Annotated in this window: 29 protein-coding genes; 1 reads left to right on the plus strand and 28 read right to left on the minus strand. The window is 41.8% G+C overall.

Annotated features, from left to right (window positions below):
- Position 1 precedes the first annotated feature (1 nt).
- From EP58_RS07435 to EP58_RS07565, 27 genes are all read right to left on the minus strand, one after another.
- Positions 2-778: a hypothetical protein gene (locus tag EP58_RS07435; protein ID WP_036091932.1), complete on the minus strand. Its 777-nt coding sequence runs from the start codon at positions 776-778 to the stop codon at positions 2-4.
- Positions 775-1,977, minus strand: coding sequence for a MobP2 family relaxase (gene mobP2, locus EP58_RS07440; protein WP_036091936.1), 1,203 nt, complete (start codon positions 1,975-1,977; stop codon positions 775-777). The genes EP58_RS07435 and mobP2 overlap by 4 nt, the downstream gene beginning before the upstream one ends.
- On the minus strand, positions 1,974-2,435 hold the full coding sequence (locus EP58_RS07445; RefSeq protein WP_036091940.1) for a hypothetical protein: 462 nt from the start codon (positions 2,433-2,435) through the stop codon (positions 1,974-1,976). The genes mobP2 and EP58_RS07445 overlap by 4 nt, the downstream gene beginning before the upstream one ends.
- Positions 2,435-2,680: a hypothetical protein gene (locus EP58_RS07450; protein ID WP_036091950.1), complete on the minus strand. Its 246-nt coding sequence runs from the start codon at positions 2,678-2,680 to the stop codon at positions 2,435-2,437. Before EP58_RS07450 ends, EP58_RS07445 begins: the two co-directional genes overlap by 1 nt.
- Positions 2,681-3,065: 385 nt before the next feature.
- Complete coding sequence (locus EP58_RS07455) at positions 3,066-3,869, minus strand: hypothetical protein (RefSeq protein ID WP_036091952.1); 804 nt, start codon at positions 3,867-3,869, stop codon at positions 3,066-3,068.
- Between the two features lie 20 nt (positions 3,870-3,889).
- On the minus strand, positions 3,890-4,984 hold the full coding sequence (locus tag EP58_RS17790; RefSeq protein ID WP_149028264.1) for a bifunctional lytic transglycosylase/C40 family peptidase: 1,095 nt from the start codon (positions 4,982-4,984) through the stop codon (positions 3,890-3,892).
- Entirely contained in the window at positions 4,965-5,594 is a 630-nt protein-coding gene (locus EP58_RS07465; protein WP_036091955.1) for a hypothetical protein, read from the minus strand. The genes EP58_RS17790 and EP58_RS07465 overlap by 20 nt, the downstream gene beginning before the upstream one ends.
- Before the next feature lie 14 nt (positions 5,595-5,608).
- Positions 5,609-8,092, minus strand: coding sequence for a VirB4 family type IV secretion system protein (locus EP58_RS07470; protein WP_052171396.1), 2,484 nt, complete (start codon positions 8,090-8,092; stop codon positions 5,609-5,611).
- Entirely contained in the window at positions 8,082-8,417 is a 336-nt protein-coding gene (locus tag EP58_RS07475; protein WP_036091959.1) for a hypothetical protein, read from the minus strand. Before EP58_RS07475 ends, EP58_RS07470 begins: the two co-directional genes overlap by 11 nt.
- 2 nt (positions 8,418-8,419) lie before the next feature.
- Complete coding sequence (locus EP58_RS07480) at positions 8,420-10,348, minus strand: pLS20_p028 family conjugation system transmembrane protein (RefSeq protein ID WP_036091962.1); 1,929 nt, start codon at positions 10,346-10,348, stop codon at positions 8,420-8,422.
- Positions 10,349-12,583: a VirD4-like conjugal transfer protein, CD1115 family gene (locus EP58_RS07485; RefSeq protein WP_036091965.1), complete on the minus strand. Its 2,235-nt coding sequence runs from the start codon at positions 12,581-12,583 to the stop codon at positions 10,349-10,351.
- Between the two features lie 11 nt (positions 12,584-12,594).
- On the minus strand, positions 12,595-13,890 hold the full coding sequence (locus EP58_RS07490) for an ArdC-like ssDNA-binding domain-containing protein (protein WP_052171397.1): 1,296 nt from the start codon (positions 13,888-13,890) through the stop codon (positions 12,595-12,597).
- Positions 13,883-14,101, minus strand: a complete 219-nt coding sequence (locus EP58_RS07495; RefSeq protein WP_036091968.1) for a hypothetical protein — start codon at positions 14,099-14,101, stop codon at positions 13,883-13,885. The genes EP58_RS07490 and EP58_RS07495 overlap by 8 nt, the downstream gene beginning before the upstream one ends.
- 67 nt (positions 14,102-14,168) lie before the next feature.
- The gene (locus EP58_RS07500) at positions 14,169-15,197 is read right to left on the minus strand and encodes a hypothetical protein (RefSeq protein WP_036091972.1); all 1,029 of its coding nucleotides are present in this window, start codon (positions 15,195-15,197) and stop codon (positions 14,169-14,171) included.
- Positions 15,198-15,218: 21 nt separating this feature from the next.
- The gene (locus tag EP58_RS07505; RefSeq protein ID WP_036091975.1) at positions 15,219-16,544 is read right to left on the minus strand and encodes an immunoglobulin-like domain-containing protein; all 1,326 of its coding nucleotides are present in this window, start codon (positions 16,542-16,544) and stop codon (positions 15,219-15,221) included.
- Positions 16,519-17,733, minus strand: coding sequence for a hypothetical protein (locus EP58_RS07510; RefSeq protein WP_036091978.1), 1,215 nt, complete (start codon positions 17,731-17,733; stop codon positions 16,519-16,521). Before EP58_RS07510 ends, EP58_RS07505 begins: the two co-directional genes overlap by 26 nt.
- 12 nt (positions 17,734-17,745) lie before the next feature.
- Positions 17,746-17,973, minus strand: coding sequence for a hypothetical protein (locus EP58_RS07515; protein ID WP_036091982.1), 228 nt, complete (start codon positions 17,971-17,973; stop codon positions 17,746-17,748).
- Positions 17,961-18,251, minus strand: a complete 291-nt coding sequence (locus tag EP58_RS07520) for a hypothetical protein (protein WP_036091985.1) — start codon at positions 18,249-18,251, stop codon at positions 17,961-17,963. Before EP58_RS07520 ends, EP58_RS07515 begins: the two co-directional genes overlap by 13 nt.
- Before the next feature lie 130 nt (positions 18,252-18,381).
- The gene (locus EP58_RS07525) at positions 18,382-18,678 is read right to left on the minus strand and encodes a hypothetical protein (RefSeq protein WP_149028265.1); all 297 of its coding nucleotides are present in this window, start codon (positions 18,676-18,678) and stop codon (positions 18,382-18,384) included.
- Positions 18,679-18,966: 288 nt separating this feature from the next.
- A complete protein-coding gene (locus tag EP58_RS07530; RefSeq protein WP_149028266.1) occupies positions 18,967-19,617 on the minus strand; it encodes a hypothetical protein in 651 nt (216 codons plus the stop codon).
- A 133-nt stretch (positions 19,618-19,750) separates the two neighbouring features.
- Positions 19,751-20,845 (minus strand): hypothetical protein, encoded by a 1,095-nt coding sequence (locus EP58_RS07535; protein ID WP_036091992.1) that lies wholly within the window; start codon positions 20,843-20,845, stop codon positions 19,751-19,753.
- A gap of 15 nt (positions 20,846-20,860) precedes the next feature.
- Entirely contained in the window at positions 20,861-21,358 is a 498-nt protein-coding gene (locus tag EP58_RS07540; RefSeq protein ID WP_149028267.1) for a hypothetical protein, read from the minus strand.
- Between the two features lie 88 nt (positions 21,359-21,446).
- On the minus strand, positions 21,447-22,382 hold the full coding sequence (locus EP58_RS07545) for a hypothetical protein (RefSeq protein WP_036091997.1): 936 nt from the start codon (positions 22,380-22,382) through the stop codon (positions 21,447-21,449).
- Between the two features lie 121 nt (positions 22,383-22,503).
- Entirely contained in the window at positions 22,504-22,887 is a 384-nt protein-coding gene (locus tag EP58_RS07550) for a hypothetical protein (protein ID WP_052171398.1), read from the minus strand.
- 45 nt (positions 22,888-22,932) lie between these two features.
- Positions 22,933-23,298 (minus strand): hypothetical protein, encoded by a 366-nt coding sequence (locus tag EP58_RS07555; RefSeq protein ID WP_241481004.1) that lies wholly within the window; start codon positions 23,296-23,298, stop codon positions 22,933-22,935.
- A gap of 222 nt (positions 23,299-23,520) precedes the next feature.
- A complete protein-coding gene (locus tag EP58_RS07560; protein ID WP_036091999.1) occupies positions 23,521-23,703 on the minus strand; it encodes a hypothetical protein in 183 nt (60 codons plus the stop codon).
- A 446-nt stretch (positions 23,704-24,149) separates the two neighbouring features.
- Positions 24,150-24,512 carry a hypothetical protein gene (locus EP58_RS07565; protein WP_036092001.1) on the minus strand — a complete coding sequence of 121 codons (363 nt, stop codon included), beginning with the start codon at positions 24,510-24,512 and terminating at the stop codon, positions 24,150-24,152.
- 116 nt (positions 24,513-24,628) lie between these two features.
- On the opposite strand from EP58_RS07565, the gene EP58_RS07570 reads away from it, so the two are divergent.
- On the plus strand, positions 24,629-25,726 hold the full coding sequence (locus EP58_RS07570; protein WP_036092003.1) for a hypothetical protein: 1,098 nt from the start codon (positions 24,629-24,631) through the stop codon (positions 25,724-25,726).
- Here EP58_RS07570 and EP58_RS07575 read toward each other — a convergent pair.
- Complete coding sequence (locus tag EP58_RS07575; protein WP_036092007.1) at positions 25,723-26,124, minus strand: SWIB-MDM2 domain-containing protein; 402 nt, start codon at positions 26,122-26,124, stop codon at positions 25,723-25,725. The two genes, EP58_RS07570 and EP58_RS07575, sit on opposite strands and share 4 nt — an antisense overlap.
- Between the last annotated feature and the right edge of the window lie 74 nt (positions 26,125-26,198).

Consider the following 26,198-nt stretch of genomic DNA (forward strand, 5'->3'; position numbering starts at 1 on the left):
CTTACTGCCGTTTAGACAGATACTCCTCGCTGGCCCATTGAATACTTAGACTATTTTGCGTGTGATCATAGCCATACTTGTTTACCTCACCCAGCACCTTCTTTCTCACAAATCGGTACACGATAAATTCCTGTATCAACATGGCGACTAAAAAGTAAAACATTGGATAGTCTCCTGCTATAGACCATAACCCTGGAATAGCTAATAAGAAAAAGAGCATCGCAAATTGGAGTGCCCATAGTTGAAAAATCGATAGCTTTCCTGGAAACATCACGCGCAAAAAAATGGCGAAAAGTAATTGTGGGCCAAGAATGTACATCGACAACGTTAGTAAGTTGTCCATCATCACCATGGTGTCCAAATCACTGGTTAGCATCAGTCCTTTTTTCAAACCAATCCACGTGGCACTAGCCAATAAAACAAGTTGGGCAGCTTCTAAAAAGTACCGACCAAAAACGCCTTCTATATGAAGGTTCTCTTTTACTAAGAAATGAAAGCTTCTTCTCCCAAACAACCGGACAACTTGCTTGTATAATAAAATATTCAGCAGCACTAATACGATAAGTAACCCCACGCAAAGTAGTAACGACGGATCCGACTGCATGCTCATCACACAGAAAAGCTTGGTCACTTTATAGATGATGTATGCTGTGATGATCAACTTCACGCTTTTGTATTTTTTCACCACATCTGCTTGATGCTGTTCCAACTTCACCAAACAGTACAAGCAGAGACTAATAGCTAAAACAATGGCTATAAAAAATAAAAATGAACTCATTCCCCTCGCTCCATTTCCTCTTGTAATTCTTGATATTTCTTTTTGTTTTTGATACTCTCAAAATCTTTGCGTAATGCTTTTTTTAGTTTGTTTAACTGGACTGGATTCAGCATGCCCGGTTGGTACGCCCCTCGATGCGAACCCTGCTTTTTTTCGAATTGTTGCTTCTCTTCTTTCCGTATCGTTCGCATCTCTCGAAGTAAGCCATTTCCAATTTTGGCGTACAATTCATTTTCTTTATTGCTCTTATACTGCTCATACCGACCCTTTTCTTTTGTTCCTTCTCCATACAGCATTTTAGTGGTCGCTACTTCTTCATTCAGCGCCTGTGTTAAAGCTGCCTTCTCTTCTGGATAATACGTGTCCATATACATCGTAGCTATCACGTCTAATTTGGCACGCACAGATGTAAGTGCCTGATTGTTGTACTTCCATAAACGCATATCTTCTGGTAACTCTTGATAGACTCCATGCATTAATTGCCGCATACCTGGTGTCATCAAAGGGACGATTTTACGATCAGAAGGCGCGATTCTGTCATGGATCAATTCACTTATGTGCATGAGCTGCTTATCTCTAGAAATAAGATCATTCACAACGGTGCTCTTCATTAAATCCAACGTGCCTTGCCGTCTACTTCCTTTTCTAGCTGTGTATGTTTCGCCATCCTTATTCGTAAATGTTTTATATGGTTTCGTTGGATACGGCTCTACTAATGCAATATGGATATGAATGTTATCCGTGTTTAAATGAATGGACGCGGCCCATACCCCAGACGCTTCCATCCCCTCTGCTTTTAATGTCGCTGCCATCCCTTTTCGAATGGCTTCTTGTAAGACACCTTCGTTTAAATAGCCTGTCTTCGCTCGATAAATGCCCTGCTCTTCTAAGAAAGCATTGTTAAACGAAATCACATCTTGCCACATAATCGAATCATTCGATTGGGCTAACTGGAAGGTATTTTTTAATTGCTTCTTTTCTTCCATCGAAAGATTCGTTTGCGTTGCCGTAAACAAGCCTGTCGATTTCTCTGGGTTCTCCATATAATGATGGTATCCGTCAAACGCATTCACATTAAACTTCGAGAAGTTCGTGTTTCGGACGGCTTCGTCACGATCAATATAGTTCACATACTCTCCAAACTTTTTCGCATTCCCAGCCACGAATTTAGAGACGTTGACAATCGCCGGGGACGTCATTCAGTCGCTCCCGTTGTCCCGCCATTCGTAGACAATGGGGTTGTGTCCTGGTTATATTTTTTACTCGCTCGCCGTTCCATATATCCTTGTATCCTTGATTCCACAGCTTGCTTCGCTTCTGCAACTGGCGTCGTCTGCATTTGTTCCGTGAGTATCGACTTGGGAATTTTATTGTGGAAGATAATTGTGTTTAAAAGCTCGATGATAATTTGTGAGTTTTTATCCGAATGTCCGGATCGGATACGTGTAATATCCAAATCTTTTTTGAAACGTTGGTATGTGTTTTCAATAAGTCTTTCATGGTTCTCTTGTTCCGCCATAAGCGCTGCATGTTCTTCAAACACATGTTCAATCGCTTTGGATGCATTACAGTCAAAGCGTTTCATTTGTGCTTCTAAATAAGCAATACCATACGGCGTTCTAATGGGCTCGGATAATGTCACATGAAGTCGTGCCATTATATATCATCTCCTAACGTCTTCGTTAACTCCTCAATCGTTTGCGTAGAATAGCGCAGCTCTTGAATCACTAACTGTAATAACTCTTGATATTGACTTTCTACGCGGCCAACTTCTGGTGAAATCGCGTGGTTGTTTAGTAAAGAAACCAGGTATTTGTTTTGCGACATCTTCGCTTCCTTCGCTAAATCGCGAATCTTGGCCATCGTGTTTTGCGGTATTCCTTTAATGGTTGTGTCAGCCATTTGGCAATCCTCCTTTCCTTCACACAAAGAAACCAAACGAACGGAAAGCACTTCATCCTTTTTGCTTTGGAAGACCTCGAAGGAGGGCTTCCAAAGCAAAGTTTTTGTTTCTTTTTTGGTCCTGTTTTTGCGAAGCGAAAATAGGCTCTTTTTGACCGACAGGGAAAAGAGAGAAAAAAAGAAAGAGCATAAGGGGAACCTGCAACCATTCCATGGTTGAAGTCGCAGTGCGACTTGTTTCCTGACGGTTCCTAAAAAAAGGGGATTTGTGCAAAAAAACAGCGAAATCGCACCATTATTTTGTGCTTTTTTGACCCCTTTTTGCACAAAAATAACGAATTGTGCGAAAAACAGCCTTTATTGCACAACAAAAAATGGCAAAAAATTAAAGCCAATCAAGCATTTTTTGCTTGTTCTTGGCTTTTTGGATGGCCTCTTGTAACTCCTGATTCCTTGTTTCTAATTCCTTCGTTTTCTCTATTTGCATGACAATAGTAGATTCATTTCCCTGTACATTGGTTGTCATTTCTTCTTGCTTATCCTTTGGTTGGTATGAAATATTAGCTCGGAGATCTTCATTGACACGCTTAATTTTTTCATTGGATGCACGTAATTTTTTGATCTCTTTCTCATTTTTAGCAATGGTCTTTTCTGAATCCTGGATAAACAAATCAATCTGCTTACTTTCATAATACGCTTCTGACTTCGGTTTAAAGGTCGCTTCATGTGCGACCTTTTTCTGCGCGGCGTAAAACGGATTCGCCGTCGCCATAAAGGTATCTTCTTCTCCTTCTTGTGCTAAGGTTATCCGGACAGACTTCCAATTCTTTGGCAAGTCCTGTACAAATAACACATAGAAGCTTTCGTTAATTTTGATGAATTTCGTTTGATATTTGGTGGATACATCACCAGTTTTGATAACGGTAGCCTTTATATTTTTTATCTGCGTAACGTCATTGATCCCAACATAGAAATCCATTTCTAATCGGCGTTTATCTTCAAAATAGACACTATCAATCAATGTCACTTCCCGGTTATCCAGCGCAATAGATGCGCCTACTTTGGAATGCTTCTCCCCGTTTTCTGACGGTAGAATGAACCAACTGGAGAGTAATAAGACACATAAAAAAGCGACAATTCCTGCCGCTATCTGGTACTTCGTTCGTTTGTATTTCATCTTAGGAATCATAGATCTACCTCCACTTCTTGTTATTCCGTTATACGGCGCACCACTCCTTTAAAGGCAGACTTCCAATACACGTTATCCATGCTGTCAATCCAAACCCCATGCGATGAATTATCATTGATAAAATTCCCATCACCTAAATAAATGCCAACATGTCCATTTACTTTATACGTATCAAAAAACACAATATCGCCACGTTTCATGTCTTTCGCCGCAATCATTTTTCCTTGCTTCACCAACGTATCGGTTGTGGTGCTTCCTAATGGTCCCAGCTCCACTCCGGCTTCAGCATAGCACCACCGAACGAAGGAAGAACAATCAAATCGCCGACGTTGCACATCGGATTCACTTCGTCCACCGCCCCATACATAAGGTGATTTCCCCACGATGGTAGAACCTGTGGAAATGGCTTTTTCCACGGTGACACTTCCAGCACCACCAATCAACGTCCCTTCACCTGCTCCTGTATTTGGTTGCAAGTAAGCCATCACATGCTGCACATATAATTGATCTCCATACGCCCATTGGCCATCTCGGTTCCCGCCTACTCGCTTCTGTCCATGGCTTTGAATGCGCGCAAATTCAACCGCATTGGCTGCCGTCCATCCACCATCACTTTTGATGGCAAAAGGAATAAATCCAGCCCCAAAATTATACCCTTGGATGGCTGTTTCTTTCGGACTTTTTTTGCCCTCTGCTAGCGCTCTTTTATAACCAGCCGCGAAATATTTCACGCCAGCTTGTATCGATATAGCTGGGTCACTAATGGTGTTTGGCGGCATCCCCATCGATTCGCTAGACTGCATCACATCCGGTACACCGCCACCAGACTCCTGCATGATCATCGCGAGTATGACATCGATACATTCCGGGATACCATTCTCTCGACAAGCAATTTCCACAAGGAGTCGATATCGCTCTACTTCTGGGGAGATATTAATGGCGGAAACTTCTCCAGATACTTGTTCCGCCTTATCATTACCCGCTACAATAACGACGATTAGCAACATAGCAAATACGATTCCTAAAACCACTAATAGTGTGGTAGAAGATAAAATCAGCCATAGACGCCGAGCCTTCCGGATACCATTTCCAATTTTACTTACTGCTCGACTCATGAACCTTCGCGCTCTTTCCTTCTAACATCAAATCAATAACCAACCAGCTACCCTGTTGCTCTTTCATGGTTGCTACATACTGTGTCACAATCGTAGATAGCTCTTTGCCATTGGCATCTTTATTAATGGTTGTTACGTCTGCTTTCCAATAATAAGAGTCCGCATCTGCTTGCTTGGTTGCCATGTTTTCTATGCTGGTCACTTCTGTACTGCTGTATTGTGGCACCACTGTTTTGTTTTTCTGTTCGTCTAGGAGCGCCTGATAAAACCCTGGTTCCAAACAACCTTTTGCCTTTTCAATATGTGCTAATGGCCGCTCTTTTTGAAACGTCGGGTACACCTTCAAGAAATTTGTAAACACTTCTTTGGCTTTTTCTGCCGAAGATTTTTTTGCATCTCCAGCAGCCTTTTCATCCTTAGAACTAACTGTTCCATTCCCTCCCGTTTGTTCCTCTTTTACAATAAGCGTTTCATCACTGGAGGTACTGATTGGAGCTTCATAGATATAAAATTTATAAATGTAAAGGCCTACTGCTACTAATAAAATGACCCCACATGTAATCACTTGTTTTTCTTTTGTGGTTAGCTTTCTTCGCTTTTTATTTGCCATCTTTTCCTCCTTGTTTATACGCCACCTGCAAACAGAGCTTCCTCTTCATCCGTTATTTGAATATGCATATTTAAGTTCTGATCCCCAGCGATTGACAAAATACAGTCTCCTTTTCCTTTAAACGTAGGAATGGCTGCATACTCACTTTGCGTTAGCTGATCTTGGAAGACACGTCGCAATAAGTCCATCGATGATATATCTTGCCGAAATATCATCTTGTATTGGCATAGCCCCACAATTTGAGATAATTGATTGGCTGCAAGCACCATTTCTTCCGACTGTACGTTGTCTGCTTTCGGAAACATCCGCTCTAAACGTTGGGTCGCAAAAACGACACCAGCCAAAAATTTACGCGCTTCCGATAGCATCGTCACAAAAAACTTCGCTGTAAATGCCTTCTCTATATTCAAGTAGTTGTGACACTCGTCCATTAAGACTAAGAAACGAGTGAGATCAAACCAATGTTTCTTGCCCGTGTAGAACGCATTCATTTCCTCTCGGCCAACCTGTGTCATCGTCGCCCAAATTTGAGTGGTCGCATTATATATTTGGATGTCGAAAACATACTCGTCTAAGCTCTCTAAACCGCCTGTAGCATAGAAAACAATTTTTTTATTGGTAAAGTCCTTGATGGTAGAATGCCCATTAAAGATATTCCCATATGTCCGCAGCATGGATTCAAAAGAGCGATGCAATTTTCGTTTGATAACGCGAAGATCGTCCTCTTCTTCTCCCTCTGCTGCCGCCTTCAGGAAGTCCACCCATTGCTCTAAGATGGGATACTTTTCTTCTGCATACTGCGTGATAGTGAGTTGTCCACCACCCCAAAGTCCTTGCGCGCGGTAGAAGTGATACACCATTTCTGATACAATATCTAGTTCGCTCTCTGTTGCATCTTTTTGTTTCAACTGGTACGTCATTTTCAATTTTTTTACGTGTTGCGCAAACGATGCTTCTTCATCAATGACGATCGTTTTATCTGGTAATTGCTTGGTTGCGTTCGGATAAACCTGGAACAAATTCAAAATGCCAGATTCTCCGTTAAGTTGAATCGTTTGGCCGCCCTGATCCGCAACAACACCAACAAATTCTCCAGCTTTGTCAAAACCGCGAATATAATTTCCTTTCATTCCGTTGTCTGCCAGCATCTTTTTAAGTGCGGTTGATTTGCCTGATCCCATATCGCCACAGACAAAAACGTTATAATACAAGCGAAGCTCTGACTTGTGGAATAAGTCCCAGTAAACGGTACCGTATGTCCTTGTATAGCCCCAGTAGGCAGCCGTTGGGTCTTTCAGTGATGTTTGATTATGTGCAAACCCTAGGCCCATTGCTTCTGCTGGTATTTCATTTCCTTTATGAAATGATGGCAGTTTTTCTTGCATATCATATCCCATAAACATGGACTGCCATTCCTCTTCGTTTTCATCAAGAAAGACCATACTATCAAAACCTTCCGAACGGATCGCCTTGCGTATCTCCTCTACCTGTTTTTCCAGTTCGTGGCTCGTCGTAGCGGAAATAAAAATACGCGTGTGGCACAATTTAATGGCCTCACCGCTGCCGTTCACTTTCAAGGCGAGATCTCGTGAGGCTTCGAATTCTTCGTCATTGATGTCATAGGTCGTTTGGTTGGTTGCATTGTCTCGCCGAGAACGATATTCCGTTGTCGTCTTCTTCAGTATTTCTTTAAAATCTTTTTCTGCATCCGTCATGTAGTCAATCGTAGCAATCGTATTTTCGTGATTCGTGAGACTATCCATCCAAAAGCCCAGGTATAAATTGGGGTAGCCGTACACATGTAAACACGTCTGATATTCATTTCCTTTGCGTATATAAAACTCGTCTTTAAAACTGATGTTTCCTTGCGGCTGAATCATTTCTAGGAAATCAATTTCACTTTCCACACTTCGCTGTGGCGCATCGCCATTGACCATCGTTGCTAGGATACGTGTTTTCATATCCAAGGACTGACGTTGGATGTCTAGGAGGGTTTTGTATTTATCCTGTAGCATTTGAATGCGTTTATCCAGCTCCTGCTTGTTGGGTGCAAACAAAAAATAGTACGTGTCTCGCTTTCGGTAATCGGACTCAATGGCCCGTAGCTTTTCCAGCTCTATATGGAGTAATTTGGTTTGTACAGCGTTGGTACTGTTTTTAATTTTGTGAATGTAATATTCTTGTTGCTCTTTATTATCCTCCGGAAAATTCATAAAGACTTCTTTTACCGGATACGGATACTCTTTCATATAGTACCAATAGCTATCCGTAATGTTGGCAAATTCATTGTCGTCTAGCATCCATATGTCAAATTTCCGAACACGAACAATATCAAAGACGGCCGTCTGTCCGCCGTATTCCACTTTGGGATAGCCTTCTGGCGTCAATCCCTTCACAACCATCTTGTCACTTATTTTGTTATAACGTTTACGCAGCGCGCGATTCCTTTTGGGCGGAGCTTTCTGTGACTCCTTGGCCTCAATGGCATCAAATTTCATGTTCCTGTTCCCTCCTTTCTGCGATTTCGTCTCTATCTTCTTTTTGCCATACCACGCGTTTTTTTCGAAGTATCGTCAGCATTACTTGGTAGTTTTTCTTTCCATGTACTTCACCATTGGGGTAGACAGCCAACCAGGTGCCTGCCCCAAATAAAATGACAACAACAATTCGGATCATACTAGGAAAAAGAAAACTAAGCACAAAGCCAACAGCAATCGAAATAATGATGGTGAAGCCATCCTTTACCGTGAGTTTTTCCCATTTGTTATCGACATCAATTTCTGTTGGCACACGTAATACTTTACGTCCTTGTACTTCGCTCATCCTTATTTCTCCTTCCCTCTTGTCGTATTTTTGGATACATCATAGACCTTTCGCGCCTCTTGCATTGGCTTCGAATCATACATTTTTTGTGTTGTATTGGCATAGGCCCCAACCATTTTCTCTCCGACAGACTCCTTATCAGGTTTCCGTCCAGTGAAAGCAGGCGATGCCTCCATGGCTGCTTTCGCACTTGTTGCCGCTTTTGGCAACGAGGCTTCGTTAAAGGTTGGTGTGACATCCTGCGGTTTTTGACCGTTAAGTTTAGCTGCTGCTTGGCCGCCAGGTTTTGGTGCTCCAGGTTTCTGCTTCTCTGCTAATTGTTGCGCAGCTTGCTTCTGTTGTTGCTTCGCAGGATTCACTGGAGGCTTGGCTTGTACATTCTGCGTTTGCTTCCGTGTTGCCGCTCCTGTTGGCTTACTTCCGGATCCAGTGGAAGTACTGCCAGGTCTTGGCGTAATGCCTGCACCCGTTGCGCCACCACCAGATGCACCACTAGTCGTAGACGGAGGCGAGCCATTAGCGCCTGCTCCTGAAGGACTTTCACTACCAGCGGCTCCCGATGATCCCTGCGCGTTAGCATCCGTCGGCGATGTTGGCCCTGGAACTCCTCCTGCTCCACTTCCACCAGGTGAACCAGCCCCCTCGGACGCTTTCTTCGCACGTTGTCGTTCCATAAAACCATCCAATGCACCTTTTCCTGCTGCCCCTGTTTTGAACAAGCCTCCAGCTCCTTTTCTGGTCATATTGAAGGCTGTAGATGCGCCTTTCTTCGCCATATTTGCCGCACCTTTGGTTGCATCGACGGCTCCGCGTGCACCCATTGTTGCTGCAATAACGGATTGAGACATACTCTTCAAGCCAGCATCAATACCTAATAACTCCTCGATAAAGTTCGGTCCATCCATGAAATAAATCGAAACAACAAGAATAGCAACTGCCTTCATCACGGCATTTACTTCGGATGTATTGATGAACGCTATGGCTAAATCATAGATAAAAAGCAGCGCTATCGCGATGTACAGGACTAAGAAGGTATTTCTGATTTTCATGATAAGCTTTTTATTTCGCTGCCCATCAATATCTGTCATCGCCGTTGCTGTCGTGAATATCTTCAGGACACCGAGTTCCACCATGAGCTGAATCACTTTCATGATGGTAAAAAACACAACCAGCGCTTTCCCTAAAAGGCCAAACAGCATCAAAAACGGATGCCAGGAATAGCGATAATAGGTCTGATCCTCCGTGAAAAAATGAGAACTAGGTTTCACCAGCTCATATTTATTGCCAATCTTCGTCAGTTTTTTAGCTAAGATTTGCTTCCCATCGTCACTTAAAGGGGAATCATCAAAGAAAAAGCTCCCCATATCCACGCTTTCGGTGATATCCAGCATTTTAATATCCTGCATTCCCGAAATGTCGTTCATTTTGGTAGGACTGACGGATATCCATCCTTCCTTGTCTATTTGGTACACATCTGTGATATTCGATTGGATAATACTAATCGATTGATTTTGACTGGTAGGCAATATCCCTTTTCCTGCGATGACTAACTCTTTCATTTGCGTCATGCCCCAAGGTAGCACAACAAAGAGCGTGATACCAATGAGTAACGCAGACACCATCTTGGACGGTTCCCCGTTATTGCGCATGATTTGGAAGCCCATGTACACAATAGCGGCACCCGCCAGGGCAAAAAAGATCGGCATATAAAGCGTTAGAAAATTCTCAATGCCATCACTTTCAAAAAAGCGAAATAGCTTAAATGCTTGATCTAGACCTGTATTTAATGCTTCAACGACAACAGCCAGCCCTTTATTTACTGCCCACATGCTGGCACGAAAAATGGCTGACCACCAACTGGTAAGCCCTAGCACATCTGAAAATCGTAGCAAGATGTCAATGATTTGTTCATCAGTTAATGGCGTTCTCACCTAAGCACCTTCCTTCAGCAACAGATAATCCACTTGTTCATAGATTTCTAGTCGCTCTGGTGCTTGTAAAAATACCTTTACTTCTTCTAACGTATCTAAGCTTTGGAAGTAAGCGGTGGTGCTTTCATCGGTATGGTCCAACACCATCGATGAGATAAACCGATACTGATCTTCCGTTAAGAAGTCGAGAATTGGCGTTTCCTCATGAAAGACTTCTTCTACTTGCGCCATGTCTATCCCGCTCCTTTCTGTAGCATTTGGTTGTAACGATTCCGGTGGGCCTACCTCGGATAACGCAATATCCTCTGGTTCCGGTTCCGCCTGTTCTATCGCAATGGGGATCATCAACGACTCTAAGGTTATCCCCTGTGTAGTTCCTTCAATTCCTAACTCATCAAACGTGCAAGGATGGTCGAAATAATCCATTAAATATTCATGTCGATGTAACATCGCTGTTCCTTCATCCAAATCGGCACGAATCGGAAAGGGCCGCACACGTTTTCCTTTTAAATCTTTCCGCATCTTGGTGCGAATGACCACCCATTCTCCCATCCGTAATAAGCGTAATTCGGATGGTTTCATCAGTAATCGCTCTTCTTCTTGCTCGCCATAGCTCTTATCTTCACTCATGGGATCTCCGTTTCGATTTGGAGAGATAACACCAGCTTCCCCGAGTTTTTCGCTGAAGTGTTCCGCATCGTCGAAATCATCCGACATGATGTAAATCTGGTTCCCGCAACTACCTAACATATCGTCTGCATTGGTTTCTCCGTAGACTTGTTGGAATTTGGCCAAACTTTGAAAGATAAGATGGTAAATCAATCCCCGTTCCAGCCCAACGGCCATGTAGCGGGCAAGATTTTTGATTTCAGGTACATTTCCCACTTCTTCGTACACATTCTGTACACGGCGTTTTAGCGTACTATTTTTCGAACGTACTGCCAGTTCAGATAACACGGCACTGGATTGCGATAAAAAGGTAGAGACTAAATCATTCAACGAATCGTCCCAGTCTTTAATAATGACAAAGAGCGCCACAGGGCGCTCTCCTTCCGTTAATTGGGTGAAATCAAAGTCATTCTTGGCTGTTAGTTTCGCAATCTCATCGGACATGTACTTATTCAGCTCGGCAACCGTTCCTGTGTAAATACCAGAACGCGTCACACCTTTTGAAAATTCGATCGTCATGAATTGGCGTCTTGCTGCATTCATGGGTGGTAAACCTTGAAAATAACGATCTAAATCTGTAATACCATCCTCGTCTGGGTTGGTTGCTAATTCCATAAAAAACATGCCAACGGTGAACAGCGTCACTTTCTCCGGTGTATTGTTTTGATAACATATCTCACAGACCGCCAGTACTAACGCATTTAGCAACGCAATACTCGCTTTCTGCCACATAGGGTCCTTGGCTTCCGGATTGTCGTAGAAAGAGAACGAAAGCGTCTGAACCAAGGTTTGAGCTTTGGCGATATCTCCTCTGAAATACGCCTGTTTGACTAACTCAAGCGGATTATAGCCAATACTCAAGTGAGGATCCAGTAGATTCAACACAAACACGTCAAAGCCGAATTTTTCGAATTCAGCTTTCGTGTTCTTCAGTATGTTTCCTTTGATGTCCAAAATGATGGCCGAGTCTTGAATACTCGCCCGCATGATGTGCTCCAAAAACGGATAGGTGAACATCTCTGTTTTACCAGATTGTGTCGAGGCATCCACAAACGTATTCGTTTTATTGACATCCATATACACAAAACCATCATGGTGCAAAATTGGAATACCAGCTATGCCTTCGTATACCTCATGATTTGTCGGAACCCGTTTGTATTGTGCTTGGATTTCTTCCAATGTGGTCCATCTGGACGTACCTTTAATCCCGAGCAAAATATCGCGAAAAGCCATACGTTTATGGTAGATGCTTTTTCCCACAATAACGCTCAAAATAAGATACATCAACACATAGATGAGGCGGTACACACCATAGAAATGAAACGTAAACAACCACCTTTTATCGAAGGATGGAAACGGCATCGCTGTTCCGTTTCCTGAAAAATAACCCTGAACAAACCCCGAAAACCCACCCGTAAATGCGCCTTTCCCTGCAAGCAACTGGCTTATAAAAGATAGGACGGTATTTAAAGCTAGCGTACAGGCAACAAAAATACAGACGCCATAGGCAATTAAAAAATAAGGGGAAGCAAAGAATGTTTTCCACTGCTTATACTCTTTATACATGGATGCTCTCCTTACCGCTCCATCTCATAGGAATGATCCTTTTGATTCGCTTGTTTTTTTCGAACCGATTGGATCACCACAGGGGTCTCTTCTTTGAGCTGTAGCTGTCTATTTTCATTTCGTAAAAAGGAAGCTTGTGCTTCTGCGTCTTGGGAGGATAGTTGTTCCCCCAATTGCCTCGTTATGTGTTCCAACCGCTCTTTTGGCACAAGGCTTTCTGTTTGCTGCGACATTTTGGCCATCGCGTCTAATCGCAAATCTAAGGAGTCATAGGGCGTATGCAAATGATCGTATTGGGTAAGTAACGGTGTGGCCACATCATATTTCCCAGCTTGCAGCCCTTCTATTTTCCTTTGGTACTCCTGTATTACTGTGTCTCGATTCATCCCTAACCACTTCTCCTTTTCCTGTTCAATCACTTGATTAATCGATGTTGTGATTTCTTTTACCGTTTGCTGCACGCCACGGAGTAGATGGTCTCGCATCTTTAAATCGCTCGTCCAATGTTTGAGATACGCCAAGGAATATTCGCTTGTATCAATCCCGTAAACGCTACAAACGCTATACGCGGTTAGTTCCGCTTGAAATTCTTTTTCGGGTGCACTAAGCGTCGTTTTTTCATGCAAAATAGCATGCCCCACTTCGTGAATGAGCGTTTTGCAATTTTGAATATCGGAATTTCGTGGATTGAGCAAGATCGCTCGTTCCTTTATAAAGTATTTTCCTTTGACGACGCCGTAACTTTGCTTCCATGCCTCTCTTGAAAAGCCGACCCCTCGCGCGTCCATCACATGTCGAACGCCTTGCTCGACAATCGATGTCAGGGGATGCGAACCATCCAACCACTTATTAGGAAAAATAGCAGGTAAATCATCGGCACGTGCCGTGGTCTGGGAAATATCAAAAATAGGCAGCGGACGAAAACCCATCGGGCGTTTATCCGTTGCCAGCTCTCCCTTTTTAATCGCCGCTTTTTCCTGCGGTGTTGCATCTTTTACAAATTGCCAGTTTCCCTTAGCATCACGAAAGATATCGGCTGTAATCGGCTGTAAAATGCGTATGACAGCATTTTCTCCACGTCGGATAGGGAAACCCAACTTTTGAAAAAACTTAAACGTACCCACCGCCTGCGCGCCTTTAAATTGCGCTTGAATGAGCGCAGCATTCCCGTAACTATATTGCGGGAACTGCGCCATAAATGCTAAATATTCTTTCATCGCTTGGGGATCTGCTAGGTAGCCATCAATCTGTGCGTCTAATTTTGTGATTAATCGGTCCGTCTGTTCTTTATTCGTTTCTTTAGTCAATAAAAGCCCCCTCCTTCGCAAACAAAACCAGTTCCTTCTTTTCTGGATCAAATGGCAGATACGCTCCTATTTCAATAAATAGATGCAACGTTTCCCAAGCCATTGGTCGTAGCTCTTTCGCTGAAACGTCGATGATAAATGTGCGACCATCCACGTGCTCGATATGAATCTCTGGTTCTTCAATCTTCGTAATCACAACATACTCATACATACGCTTACTCCTCTCTTAAGGCGTAGGAAAAAAGCATATGCGCTAACATATGCCTTTTCCAATTTACCTATGCTCGTTCCAATCCCATGTCTTTCGAAGCACTGGGTGCGCGCGATGCTTCATTCTCTTTAGCGCTTGGCCGAACAATAGAAACGCCAATCGTATACGGGTTTAGCAGATGTTTCTCTTTGCTATAATCGATTCGGAATGGTTCGTTAAAAACAATTGATTGCCCATTTGTTAATTCCTTTCCAGAATCAATCAATTGCTTAAAATGCTCCTGCTCTTTCTCAACACGTTCAAGCCCAATAAACTTTGCTTCTCGCATAATCATATACGGGTTTTCTAAACCCGGATTCATTGCTTGAAATTGTTGTTCAATGGTTGTCATGCTTCGAGACTCTTTCCAACCTAAATCAGAAAACATCTGTGTATTATTTTGATATTTACTTTTCGCATACGCCATCGACATTTCCTCACAGAGTTGATAATTTTTTTCTCGTAGTTCTGGGTTGTCACTACCTATTTCATCTGCAAGATATCCTAATGATTCCTGCATCATTTCCGCCCCATACCGGAAGCTTTTACCTCCACTCGACGTGTTTAAAATATTGATTTCCAACTGCCTTATCTTGTTCCCGCTTTGAACGATATCATCTTGCTGAATGCTTGTTTCCACTTCTGAAAAAGAGCGTTCCAAAGAATAATCCGTCAACCGGATGATTGTATCCGCATCATATAATGCTTGTTCTCTAGGCGCGAAGCGATAATCAATATCTGGCAGCGGTTCACTAAGTCTATATTCTATATACTCCAGACGCTCTTGATTTCTTTCCATACTCTCCTGTAATCTTCGAAGCGTCGGCCGACGAAAAATCCTATTCAACCCTTGATTGAGTTCTTCATAAGATGCTTCTTCTTGTTCTAACGCAGATGCCACTTTGAGCTGATAAAGCGAGTTTAATTCCTGAAATCGATCTGCGGTTCGTAATTGATACGAGTGTCCTTTCGCATCATTTTGTGTCAACGAGAAACACGTCTCTCTACTTATTGGCGTAACAGTTATCGTTCTTGATACGGTTTCCATAATGGCCATATTTCTTCCCCCTCAATCCTTTTATTGGTGTTCTACACCTTCTGAAGCCGCTATAACTGTTATTTCAACAGTTATTTGCGCTTGGTTCCCTTGACTATCACTAACGGTGTATGTCACGAGATAGACACCTTCTGTTGTCATATCTACAGCAGATGCATCCACAGCCAATTGTGCTGTTATATCGCCATCTTCCACATCCAAAGCCGTCACATCTTGTAGCCAATCCGGTGTTTCTCCAATAGTAACGGTGCGATTCTGCGCTGTGATCACAGGAGCCTCATTGACAGCTTCTTGCACGGTTACATGAATGGTAATCCAACCACTCGATTTCCCATGGCTATCGATAACACGATAACTTACTTCATACACGCCAGGTATCTCTGGGTCCACATCGTTTTTCATGACTTCTACTTTATCTGTGACATCTCCATCTTCCGTATCGCTGGCTGTCACACCCATTAGTGGATCAAAAACATCCCCAACCGTAATCGTTTGATCTTCTACCTGAATTTCTGGTGCATCATTGATGATCGTTATCGTAATCGTTTTCTGCCCTTTGCCTTGTTGGCTATCCACGACTTCATACGTCACATGGTAGATGCCTTCTTTTGTTGTATCTACATCACTAAATACCACCGTCATTCGGCTTGTTAGATCCCCGTCTTCTGGATCTGTTGCCGTCACACCCACGAAAGGCTCAAAGTTCTCGCCAACATGTAAGGTGCGATCTTGTGCTTCTATCATTGGTTGCTGGTTCACAACAATTGGCGGGTCCGGAATCACTGGCGGATCCACTGGTTTTTCAGGTAAGACCGGTTCTTCAGGTAACGCTGGAACATCTGGCTCCTCCGGAATAGTAGGTACTACCGGCGTTACTGGCTCTTCAGGCGTCACTGGTTTTTCCGGTAACACGATAGGCGCTTCTGGTTGACTTGGTATGTTGACTGTCGGTGTCACAAGCGTCGAATGTGGGGTTTCTTTTATTGTTGGTACTGGTACAGATTTTTCTTCTGGGACAAGCGCTAATTGTTTCCACGTGTCCGCTACGGGGGAATTCGCTACCGCTGGGACATCCATTGCTAGATGACCCGTTGTTTTTTCTTCTACACGTGCAAAAATAGAACCAATCGTTGCCGGCTTTTTAGGATCCGCTGCCTTCGTTGGTCCTTTTGGCTTCGTCGCTTTTTCCCCATCTTGCACCACCACTTGCTTTGGCTCCACTTTCTTTGCATCTTCCTGATTTCCTACGGAAGCATAAATCCCTCCAGCAGCTAATAATATTGCAATGGATGCTACAACTGCATAGGGTATATACTTCTTCTTAAATGGCTTCTTTTCTTTTTCCATTGGTCTCCACCTCAACCTTTCCTTGTTTGTAGTTATTTAAGTGAGCTTCCAGCGCCTGCTTTTTCTCTTGCAGCGCTCGTTTCATGGCAGCAGATAAATCTGCTCTTTTTAATAACTGATTCGTTTCAGCTAGCGTTGTTTTAGTTCCTTGATAATCAACAATGTATGCCTTTAGATCCGCATCATCCGCATATAGATTTAGCATCTCTGCTTGATCCAACTTGCCTTGGGTTAAGTAGGCGAAGCCAATAAAGGCGTACTCGGTTTTTGTATAGATAGCGTCCTTATCCTGCTCGTAGGCTTGAATAACGGCGATATAATCCTTTTCAAAGAAGCTAATAGCCACACGCAATCCAACGCTTGGCGCGTATGCCAAGACGCCTTTTAGTCCAGCAACATTCGCATCTTCTACAAAAGCCTGTATCACATCACCCCAGCGTTTTGGGTACCATTTGTCCACACCGGCTAAATCTTCTTTCGCAATCAATTGTGCTAGGTCTGGCTTCGATGGTCCTTCTGCTTGCGCATTCTCTTGTTGTTGTGGCCACAAACTGAAAGCTGCTATACCAATAGCAATGACGACGAAAAGACACAAGAAAGCAAGTCGATAGCTTTTCTTGTGCCACTGTATCGGTATCCGTCTTTTTGACCGTTGCTTTTTCACTTTCTTTACCGGCTTTTCTTCGACAGGCTTATCCAGCAACGGTTCTGGTTCCTCCGTTGGTGGTGGGGGAACGACATCTTCCGCTACCTCCCTAGAAACCTCCAAAGGTGTAGGCGCCTCTATTGCTACTTCCACTGGCGCCGGTCTTTCTATCTCTTCTTGTTCTAAATGGGGCTCTACTGCTTCCATTGGTGCAAGAAAAGCTTGTTCTAATCGCTGGAGTAGTTGCTTTTTATCTGCTTCTGCCACATCCGTAAACACGTCGTGTAGCGTTTGATTGACAAGTAGAAGGATGTTCATTGTATAGCCTTCTCCTAGTGTCACGGCATCCCGAAAAAGCACGGTTTCCCCGTCTTGTATCACATACTCCAGTTTGATTTGTTTGGCTTGTGCTTGTGCCATCGCATCGGCTTGTTCCAGACGTTCGTTACAGCTGATAAAAGGATACGCGTGATCCACTTCGAGTACGGATCGCAATAGTTTCCGATATTTCTTATCTACTTGAAAATAAACCTGAAGCACCATGCATTCCTCCTTTTATGCGCCTATCGTATTCTTTACAATCTGTACGCCGACTTCCGCTAAGATGACCACGCAAAGACCAATCACGACGTTTTTCATGCCGTCCTTTGCTTCTTCTACTTTTTGTTGATTCTTCCGCATGTAAGCAATACCGTACAAGGACAGTTTAAGCGCAGCATAGGCCCCGCCCGCTGTTTGTACTAAACGCATTCCGCCAACAATCAATGCGACTACTTTGTCCATTCCCTTCGCTCCCCTTCATTATTTGATGGATCCAGCTTTTCCTGAATCGGTTTCTTTGTGTCTGTCATCGTTTGTTTTAATTTCTCCTGTAAGGCTTTAATCTTTTCTAAATGTGGTTTGTGACTCTCTTGGACGCCGTGCTTCTCTAAGTTTTCGACGATGATTTCATGCATGGCATCTTCCTTGTCTAGCCCTTCCGATTCAAAGTATAACTGCAATAATTTTCGTTTCTTATCCCGTTCTGCCTTGGTGTATCTTACCTGTGTTTCTCCACTCATGAGAAACCTCCTTTCCTTTGTAACCGCAAAAAAACACATGACAATTGCATGCGTTCGATCTCTTTCTTATCCTTGTCTAGCCATCTCTACATTGGAATCTCCTCCTCTCCGCCGTATGTTGCTGTCATGTCTAGCAAGCATCAATGAGCGCTCGAAAGCGATGTAGCACTTTTTGTTCATAACCCGACAAAAAAGTTTTCTTGCCTTTCGTCAACATCGTGTTCATCCCTGCAAGATGCATCTCCAAAAAATTCAAGATGAACTGCTTCTTTAAATAGGCATCTAGTCCAGGGGTTTCAATAATTTGTAGCATTTTCTTTACATAATAGCGCTGTATTTTCCGTTTAAAGGGGTTACGAACAGCCATACTTTGTAAATCTAGTAGATAAACCGTTCGCCTTAAACAGGAAGCCTCTCCCATATACACCACCTTCCTCTCTATTCCGTCTTCTTATTGTTTCGCTAACATTAAGACTGGAGAATGAAACCTATCACTGCCAACGCGAGCAAAAGCAGTACTATACATGCTAAATAGACTCGAGCTCCTTTTCTGCCACGCAGTTCGGAAGGAATTCCTAAAATGAGTAATAGAAATAAAATAACCATTGCGATGCTAATTAGCATACAACCCCACCTTGCGCTTCTGATTGCTTCTTTGACCTTGCCCTCCTCGCATCCTAATTAGAATTTCCTCCTTTCGACCACTAAGTGTCACCTAGCAAGTACCAATAATAAAACTAAAATGGCGTAACACTTTCCGCCTATACTCTAGTAAAACGACACTTTTATCCATGAGTAAAAGATAATCTAGTTCTCTTTGTTCATCCTTTAAAAAGGTTACAATCCGTTGCTTTTTCTCGCTATAATGCAAAGCCTGATTTGCCACAACATCTAGCATTTTTTTGATTTGAATTTGTTGTATTCTCCGCTTCCATGGATTTCGGATAGCCATACTTTGTAAGTCCAACAGATAGATTGTTCTGCTTAGACGGTTAGCTTGTTCCATGCTCGCTTTCCTCTCTGCTTCCATATTTACCACCTCCCCTTCACCAATAGTGTCCATTCGTTTTTCCTTCATACATCGATAATGATCTCGCACTAACTCTCTTTTTATGTCCATTAGACATTCATCAAGGTAACCACTGCTCTTCAAATAAGTCAGGTCATCAGCTTCATCTAGTACCCTTACCCCCGTTGTTTTTTCAAAACGTGTTACTAACGCTCTCATTTCTTCCAAGTGATTCAGTAGTCTTGATATTTGTTGTTCACCTTCCAACAGCGCTTCCCTAAAGGTATTTGGGAACTCTACTTTATCTTTCTCCATGAGTAGCAGAGTCAATGAAACGATGCACTCCCAAGCATCCAAATTCGCTTGCTTCCAATTTATTTGTAAATCTAGTAGTTTGATTCTATTTTCTCGAGACAGGATCATCTTCTCTCATTCCTTTATTTTTTAATTTTCTTATGGTCTTTTTGATAGACTGACTTTTCATCTTCAGCTATAAAAGGGAAATTTTCTCCTCTTCTATAAGATAAGTGAAATGTTCCCGTAAAAACTGATCAAATCGCTTGGTATCGACCGCTACAGAAGTATTGTAATCTGGTATCGATTGAATAAAGATAAATCGAATGTTTTGGGGTTGATTTTTGGATAGAAAACTTAATAAATAACTCGCATTTTGGTACGTAGAGAACGTTATTAACGCAAATGGAATATACACATCTATTTGCTTATCTGGTAGCTGTGATGCGAGAACAAGCAAATGATCCAACGACTCTGGCTGATCACCTAGATAATAAGCGGTGCTGTGCTTGGTTGGATACGACTGCTGAATGATCGCCTCTACGTCTAACCATGGAGGTTCATGCATCCGAATCAAGGCATTCCCATTAAAATGGCACGCTTCATTTTGAATATAGTCCTGCAAGTTTCCTGGCACGTGTTTTTCCAGAAACTCCTCTGGTACTGCGACTACGCTCGCCACATCCTCTACCTTAGATGCCGCCTCCTGTTTATCTAAAAGAATAGCTTCTTCCATATCTGATGTGACTAACGGTGGCACATTTTCACTTAGGACTTCCTCTTCTCGCTTCTGCTTTTCCCGACTGCTTGCCAGTGTCCGTATACATGCCTGCCATCCTTCACGAAGCTCTTTTCTGCGGTAAATAACAAGCATTAGAAACAGAAGTGCCATGAGACTATAAAGCACCAGAGTCAACCATTGAATCCCATACGTTGGTATTTCCTCCGTTACCTGGAACAAGACCCATTGACTGTATCCCCACGCCGCTAACAGGCCACCTGCATGCGCTAAAGCGCGCCAAACGACAGCATCCACACGTTCTTTCTTTGTTTTTCTACCGATATAAAAACAAAAAACAAAGAAAGCGTACACCACAAGCAGAATGAATAGACCAATAGGTAGCACGAAAGTCTGTACGTCCAAAAAGGATGTATCTTTAAATCCATGTCCCACTAAATAGCCATAAAAAAGCGCCTGATTCTCTCGGTAGCAGACAACCCCTAGCACCATTAGCGTAGCTAAGATAAGAAAAGCTAGCGTCTGTATACTACATTTTTTCCAATCCTTCATGTTACATCGCCCACCTTACATTTTTTCTTTCCCATATTGCTTACGCCAGGCATCTTTCATCCCTTGAATCCCATGTTGAAAAGCACACCCTGCTTTTTTTACGGTCTCTGATTGCATCCAGATATACCAGAAGCTCATATGGATGGTAGCCATCGCGATAGCTACTAGCGTCCAGTCCATCGCTTGTGTCCTTGGTAGACCCAAACATAAGGTTCCTACCACGATAATCAGCCCCCACTTAGCAAACAATCGGCTAAAAACGGACGTTGTTTGAAGCGCTGCTGGTAAAAAGCCGCGAAACGATTTCACTAACATAAGCAACACCATAGCCATTAGTAATAGCCAAGCGACGAGCGATGGCAGATACAGTAGCCACGCTTTCAAGTCAGCGTGTTGAAATCCGTTGTCCGTTAAAAAACGATACAAGGCATCTACGACATGCGGATAATACTGCCATCCCGCCACGATACAAGCCAATTGCCACATACACCGCGCACTATAAAAACCAATCACTTTCATTTAAATCATCCTTTCTATCATTTTTTGCACGTCTTCCAATAAAACGAGACATGCTGTTCCTAAATACATATAGTACATCGCTCTATTTCCCCCTTATTGACACGTTTTTATTTTCTGGCGTTACCTGGTAAACAGCCTGAGATACCCCCAACAGCCGACCATCCAAATCAAAATCTACAATAAAAAGCACCTTGTTCACGTACACAAGATGATGCTCCCACGTCGTCAGTGGTTTTAAATAGATATCTTGTTCTGGTGCAAAATAATCCTTAATCGCTTCCCTCGTTCGTTTATAGAAGGAAAGCTCCCATTCACCTTTTTGATTTACTATTTCCATCAGTTCTATCAACACTGTCAGGTGTGCTTGGATTTCTTGGCGTTCTTTTTTGCTGTACACATATAACGGTAGCATCGCCTCACATTTCCTTTGCATCTTTGGAATATGATCCCCCAGCCACTGCATGGCTATTTCATATGTTTTAATATCAACATGCCCTCGCAACATACCTGCCTGTTCCTTCACACGCGCAATATCTGCTTCTAGTGTCCGCTTATTATCAGTAGCTTGGGTAGCCTTTGCGAGCCACACCGTGAATAAAATGCCTAACAGAAGGATTGCTCCCAAAACATACATCATGGACCCAACCCTTCCAACAAGTATAAAACCGATGAAACAAAGGAAAAATGGAAAAATACTAAATAGAGCGCGTTGGATATCTTTCTCCTCGGTATGTCTGATTCCTCTTATTTTTTCCAGCATCGCATGGTATAGCTTCGCATAATCTAAATGAATGATGGCGATGACCAAAACAAAAACCACGGCAACACTACCTATCACTAAAAATAGTCGGAAACTCAAAATAGCGATTTCTCTATCAGGCGCTGATAGTGGTGTCCATGTTTCCAACCACTTGATTGCTAGCCAGAGTACATACTTATCAGCTACGTTGATGTATAGTATCCCTGCAACAATAGCAATGACCAGGAATTCAAGTAACTGTAATAGCGCCCGTCTCACCGTGCATCATCCCCTTCGCCTGTGTTAGAATCCAATTGACATATTTCCACATCGTAACCACGATTTTTTAAACGAGTGGCTCCTTCCTCCAGCAAGCGCTGTTTGGTATCCAGCATAATGCTCATTCCCCCTTAGTTGATGCTTCTACTAGTTCAGGATCTTCATAGATATTTTTATAAAAACTAAAAAAGTGTACACGATAACCGTACACTTGGAACGTATAAGCTTTACCCTTCTCCAATGTCGCTTGAACGTCTGCTGAATTATGTTTGCCTTTGATAAGGCTATCCGCATTCGCTAACACTTGCACCGTCCCATTCTTCTCTTTTACCACCACATAAAAAGTGTCGCTATCACCAGAGCGTTTGTTATACAAATTCTCTACAGTTCCTGAAATGGTTTCCTTATGACCATGTGCTGCAATGGTATAGCCAATTAATGAAAAAATGGACCCCACTATAAACACAATAAAGAGTGTTAGCAGCAATCCTGTTAAAAACCTCACGACATATCTACCTCCTTCTCTTCCTTATTTTAAGTTGTATGCTTCCTAGAGCCATTGTATTGGTTGCTTTTTAAGCGCAGGGACGTTATAACACACCCAGCAACAACCACGATTAAAGCTACTTGTATGACCTAAAAACTTGATCCGCTTCTTAAATATCAAGATGGCCAGCTTATCTTCAAATTGCTGAAATAAGTTCGCTCGCTTTTCGGTCTCTAGTGTGGCCAATGGTAATAGCAAAGCAAATGACTGGATTTTATTTTCCTTCACTAGCTCAAAACTACGTTCAATAATTTGATTTTGTTCAGAAAATGGTGGGTTACTAATCATAAGATCACAGTTGCTTGGTGGTTCTGTAGTGAAAAAATCGTTGCCTAAATCATCAAAAATATGTGTAGCTCGATATTTCAACTCTAGCTCCTCCGCCATCAATTTGAATTGGCTGTCATAATGATTAAATGGAAACCATAAACTCTTAAACGCTTGAATATCAATGAGTTCATATATATTTTCGACCACGAATCTCGGGGTAGCTACGTGATCACGACTTACTTTTTTTCGACTTCATACAATAAATTCGTTCTCACGACAAATCTCCTTCCTAATTACTCCTGTTTTCAAAAATAACGACCATTAAATACCCTTGTGTTCCATATATAGATCTTTATAAAATTTTTCAGCATCAGTGCATAATTTTTTATACTTTTCATCAATATCGCCGCTTGTATACTGTAAATCACAGTTTTTACAATACAAATTCCAAGTAAGAACGTCATCACAGCAAGGACATTCTTCGCATTCGTCTTCGCCAGTCATTCCGTTTCCCCCTTGATTTTTGACTATCATTGGAGCTTCAAAACAGCTACCAATTCGTCCATTTGATCTTTCGATAATTCCATCCGGTATGGTGCCGCTAAATGTTGAATATATGGATTAATTTCTAATCGAAGGAGCTGATTTAAATGTAACGCCAAGTCCGATCCGTACTTTTGATGTTTAAATAAAATTTGAACATCGATATTATCTCTTTGCCATGCGTTTAATCCTTTGGCTACTTGATCTTGGTAATAGTCATTTCCTAAATCTAATGCAGCTTGAAAATAACTTGTCTTACGTCCAATTTGCTGGACACATTTTATGATAAACCGAGAATCTTTTCTCCGCCCGTGTATGTTCTGCTTATAAATGTTACTCGCTCCCTTCCTATAATAGGCTATTATTTATATAGTCCCTCAATCTGTATGATGAAGTGTTACGATTTCTCAACTCTCCCAATCTGAGCCCCTTTCTTTATTCTCGATCTTCATCAGATCATCGTAAGTTTGAACGCATATTCGAAAATCTAATGTTTCCGCTCGTCTCTTATCCAATTGACCTATCAGCTTTACTTCTGACTCTTTTGTAATTGGCGTATCACACCGCGTAACCTCAGTCTGTTTTTCCTGTTTCAAATACGGCAGTAATAGCTGGCTCCCGAATGAATCCGTAGCCACATGAGGTATTATCGGTAAATCTTGCACAATGGTAGCCAGTTTAAAATTCCCACTTAAACTAAGCCTGTTATATGATTGCTCTATAAAATTCAACGCAGATTTCTCCATTTCGTCCTTTGAACTTGTTTCCACGTTGCCTCCTCCTCTCGATTAAATCAAATAATATCACGTTAAAAATTGCTTTTTTAACTTTATACAGTTAAAATCATTGTTATAAAGAGTTATAATATGATTATGGAGGTAAATGTATGCAAGAAAATCCTTATTTAGAAATAATAAAATCTATCTATAATGTCTTCACGTCTGATTTTTCAACAACAGCTATTAGTGAATCTTGTGAAATATCATATACTACTGTCAGCGAACTTCGCCGGAACAAGAGAGAGTTATCAAATACAAGTATAGAAATATGCAACAGCCTTTATCGATTCGCTAAACAAAATCAGCTAGACGAACAGTTCTTACAAAAGGAAAAGCAAAAAGGAAGTAACAACATCATTAATATTGAGATTCCAATGAAAAAAGTAATCGTCTCTTTTGAGCCTCACGATTTATTTTGCCTCGGATTACTCCATATAAAAAATGAATCTGAAATACAATCCTCAGACTCATTCAGTAGAATAGATATGTCCGAAAGTCTCTTCATCGCCGAAAACAACAAAAAGTACGATGCCTATGATCTAGGCTTCCGCTTCAATTGTAGATATGCAGGAACCGGACCAAATAACTTTGCTGATTTTATTTTTGATCATTCAAAGATGAGCAAAGAAGAGATTCAAGATGTTGTTTTCAATCACTCCATTGTGGAGTATGATTTTCATAATGATACGCTCACTCCTTTCGAAAGCACTATCCATCAAAACAATGCCTCTTTCGGTATGTTGCACAACAAATTAATCATACTTTTCAATTTTTGGGACAATAATGATATGTTACGCTACAACAACAAGGACGAACTGTTGCTAGAAAAAGCCGCATTTGATATCAATCTATTCCGTCAAATTATGCAGGATCAATATGAGAAATCTCCTGATATCCTTCATATTCGTTATATTAAAAACCACTTATCTGACGATACGCTGAAATATAAAAATAAGGGCTCATACTTTTACGCAAGACACAATAACGTTCATATCGTTATCGAATTTGCTGATTATGAAATTTGGTTACCTTACCGAATTTATCAAGATAAGGGGAGTATTTTTAAAAATGAAGAAATGGCATCGTTGTTGTCAGCTTTAGACATCACACTCAATACTCAAAATGAAAATAAGTTCACGAATTTCTTAGAGAAATTCAAAGATTCCGATCCAATTCAGACGCTATCTATCACAAAGATAGATTAAACACTACTCTTCATTTTTTGTGTACCAAACGTTTGATAAAAACCACGATCTCCTTCACCGTAGGAACACCAGTGTTTTTCTAATAATTCGTGCATGATTGGACTCCTATTTTTTATTATCTTCGCATTATACGAAATAATGATAGGAGTCTTTTTATGTGTCGCTAACTCTTCAATTAACTTAGGAAACCCCTCATAGCTATCCACTTTTTCAATACCAACTAAAACACAACCTAAGTCGTTTCTCTTACAACTTTTCACTTCTTCTAACATATTCATGTTTGGAACTACATCAATGATGCGATAAGGCCATTCGTCTTGCTTCCATAACTCTCTAAGTTCTTTTAAATAGAGTGTGTATCCCTGTAGATCATAAAAATAATAGAATCTTTCAGACATGCTTGACTTACCTCCATTCAATAAAGAAGGAACGCCAAAATTTAGGCGTTCCATTTTATGATATCTTTATCATT

The sequence above is a fragment of the Paenilisteria newyorkensis genome, assembly GCF_000766145.1.
GTDB lineage: Bacteria > Bacillota > Bacilli > Lactobacillales > Listeriaceae > Listeria_A > Listeria_A newyorkensis.

Bases quoted from the DNA above. Each gene is read 5' to 3' on its own strand.
- EP58_RS07435 (WP_036091932.1), bottom strand. From the start codon at position 778: ATGAGTTCATTTTTATTTTTTATAGCCATTGTTTTAGCTATTAGTCTC.
- mobP2 (WP_036091936.1), bottom strand. From the start codon at position 1,977: ATGACGTCCCCGGCGATTGTCAACGTCTCTAAATTCGTGGCTGGGAAT.
- EP58_RS07445 (WP_036091940.1), bottom strand. From the start codon at position 2,435: ATGGCACGACTTCATGTGACATTATCCGAGCCCATTAGAACGCCGTAT.
- EP58_RS07450 (WP_036091950.1), bottom strand. From the start codon at position 2,680: ATGGCTGACACAACCATTAAAGGAATACCGCAAAACACGATGGCCAAG.
- EP58_RS07455 (WP_036091952.1), bottom strand. From the start codon at position 3,869: ATGATTCCTAAGATGAAATACAAACGAACGAAGTACCAGATAGCGGCA.
- EP58_RS17790 (WP_149028264.1), bottom strand. From the start codon at position 4,984: ATGAGTCGAGCAGTAAGTAAAATTGGAAATGGTATCCGGAAGGCTCGG.
- EP58_RS07465 (WP_036091955.1), bottom strand. From the start codon at position 5,594: ATGGCAAATAAAAAGCGAAGAAAGCTAACCACAAAAGAAAAACAAGTG.
- EP58_RS07470 (WP_052171396.1), bottom strand. From the start codon at position 8,092: ATGAAATTTGATGCCATTGAGGCCAAGGAGTCACAGAAAGCTCCGCCC.
- EP58_RS07475 (WP_036091959.1), bottom strand. From the start codon at position 8,417: ATGAGCGAAGTACAAGGACGTAAAGTATTACGTGTGCCAACAGAAATT.
- EP58_RS07485 (WP_036091965.1), bottom strand. From the start codon at position 12,583: ATGTATAAAGAGTATAAGCAGTGGAAAACATTCTTTGCTTCCCCTTAT.
- EP58_RS07495 (WP_036091968.1), bottom strand. From the start codon at position 14,101: ATGTATGAGTATGTTGTGATTACGAAGATTGAAGAACCAGAGATTCAT.
- EP58_RS07500 (WP_036091972.1), bottom strand. From the start codon at position 15,197: ATGGCCATTATGGAAACCGTATCAAGAACGATAACTGTTACGCCAATA.
- EP58_RS07505 (WP_036091975.1), bottom strand. From the start codon at position 16,544: ATGGAAAAAGAAAAGAAGCCATTTAAGAAGAAGTATATACCCTATGCA.
- EP58_RS07510 (WP_036091978.1), bottom strand. From the start codon at position 17,733: ATGGTGCTTCAGGTTTATTTTCAAGTAGATAAGAAATATCGGAAACTA.
- EP58_RS07515 (WP_036091982.1), bottom strand. From the start codon at position 17,973: ATGGACAAAGTAGTCGCATTGATTGTTGGCGGAATGCGTTTAGTACAA.
- EP58_RS07520 (WP_036091985.1), bottom strand. From the start codon at position 18,251: ATGAGTGGAGAAACACAGGTAAGATACACCAAGGCAGAACGGGATAAG.
- EP58_RS07535 (WP_036091992.1), bottom strand. From the start codon at position 20,845: ATGAAGGATTGGAAAAAATGTAGTATACAGACGCTAGCTTTTCTTATC.
- EP58_RS07560 (WP_036091999.1), bottom strand. From the start codon at position 23,703: ATGACTGGCGAAGACGAATGCGAAGAATGTCCTTGCTGTGATGACGTT.
- EP58_RS07570 (WP_036092003.1), top strand. From the start codon at position 24,629: ATGCAAGAAAATCCTTATTTAGAAATAATAAAATCTATCTATAATGTC.
- EP58_RS07575 (WP_036092007.1), bottom strand. From the start codon at position 26,124: ATGTCTGAAAGATTCTATTATTTTTATGATCTACAGGGATACACACTC.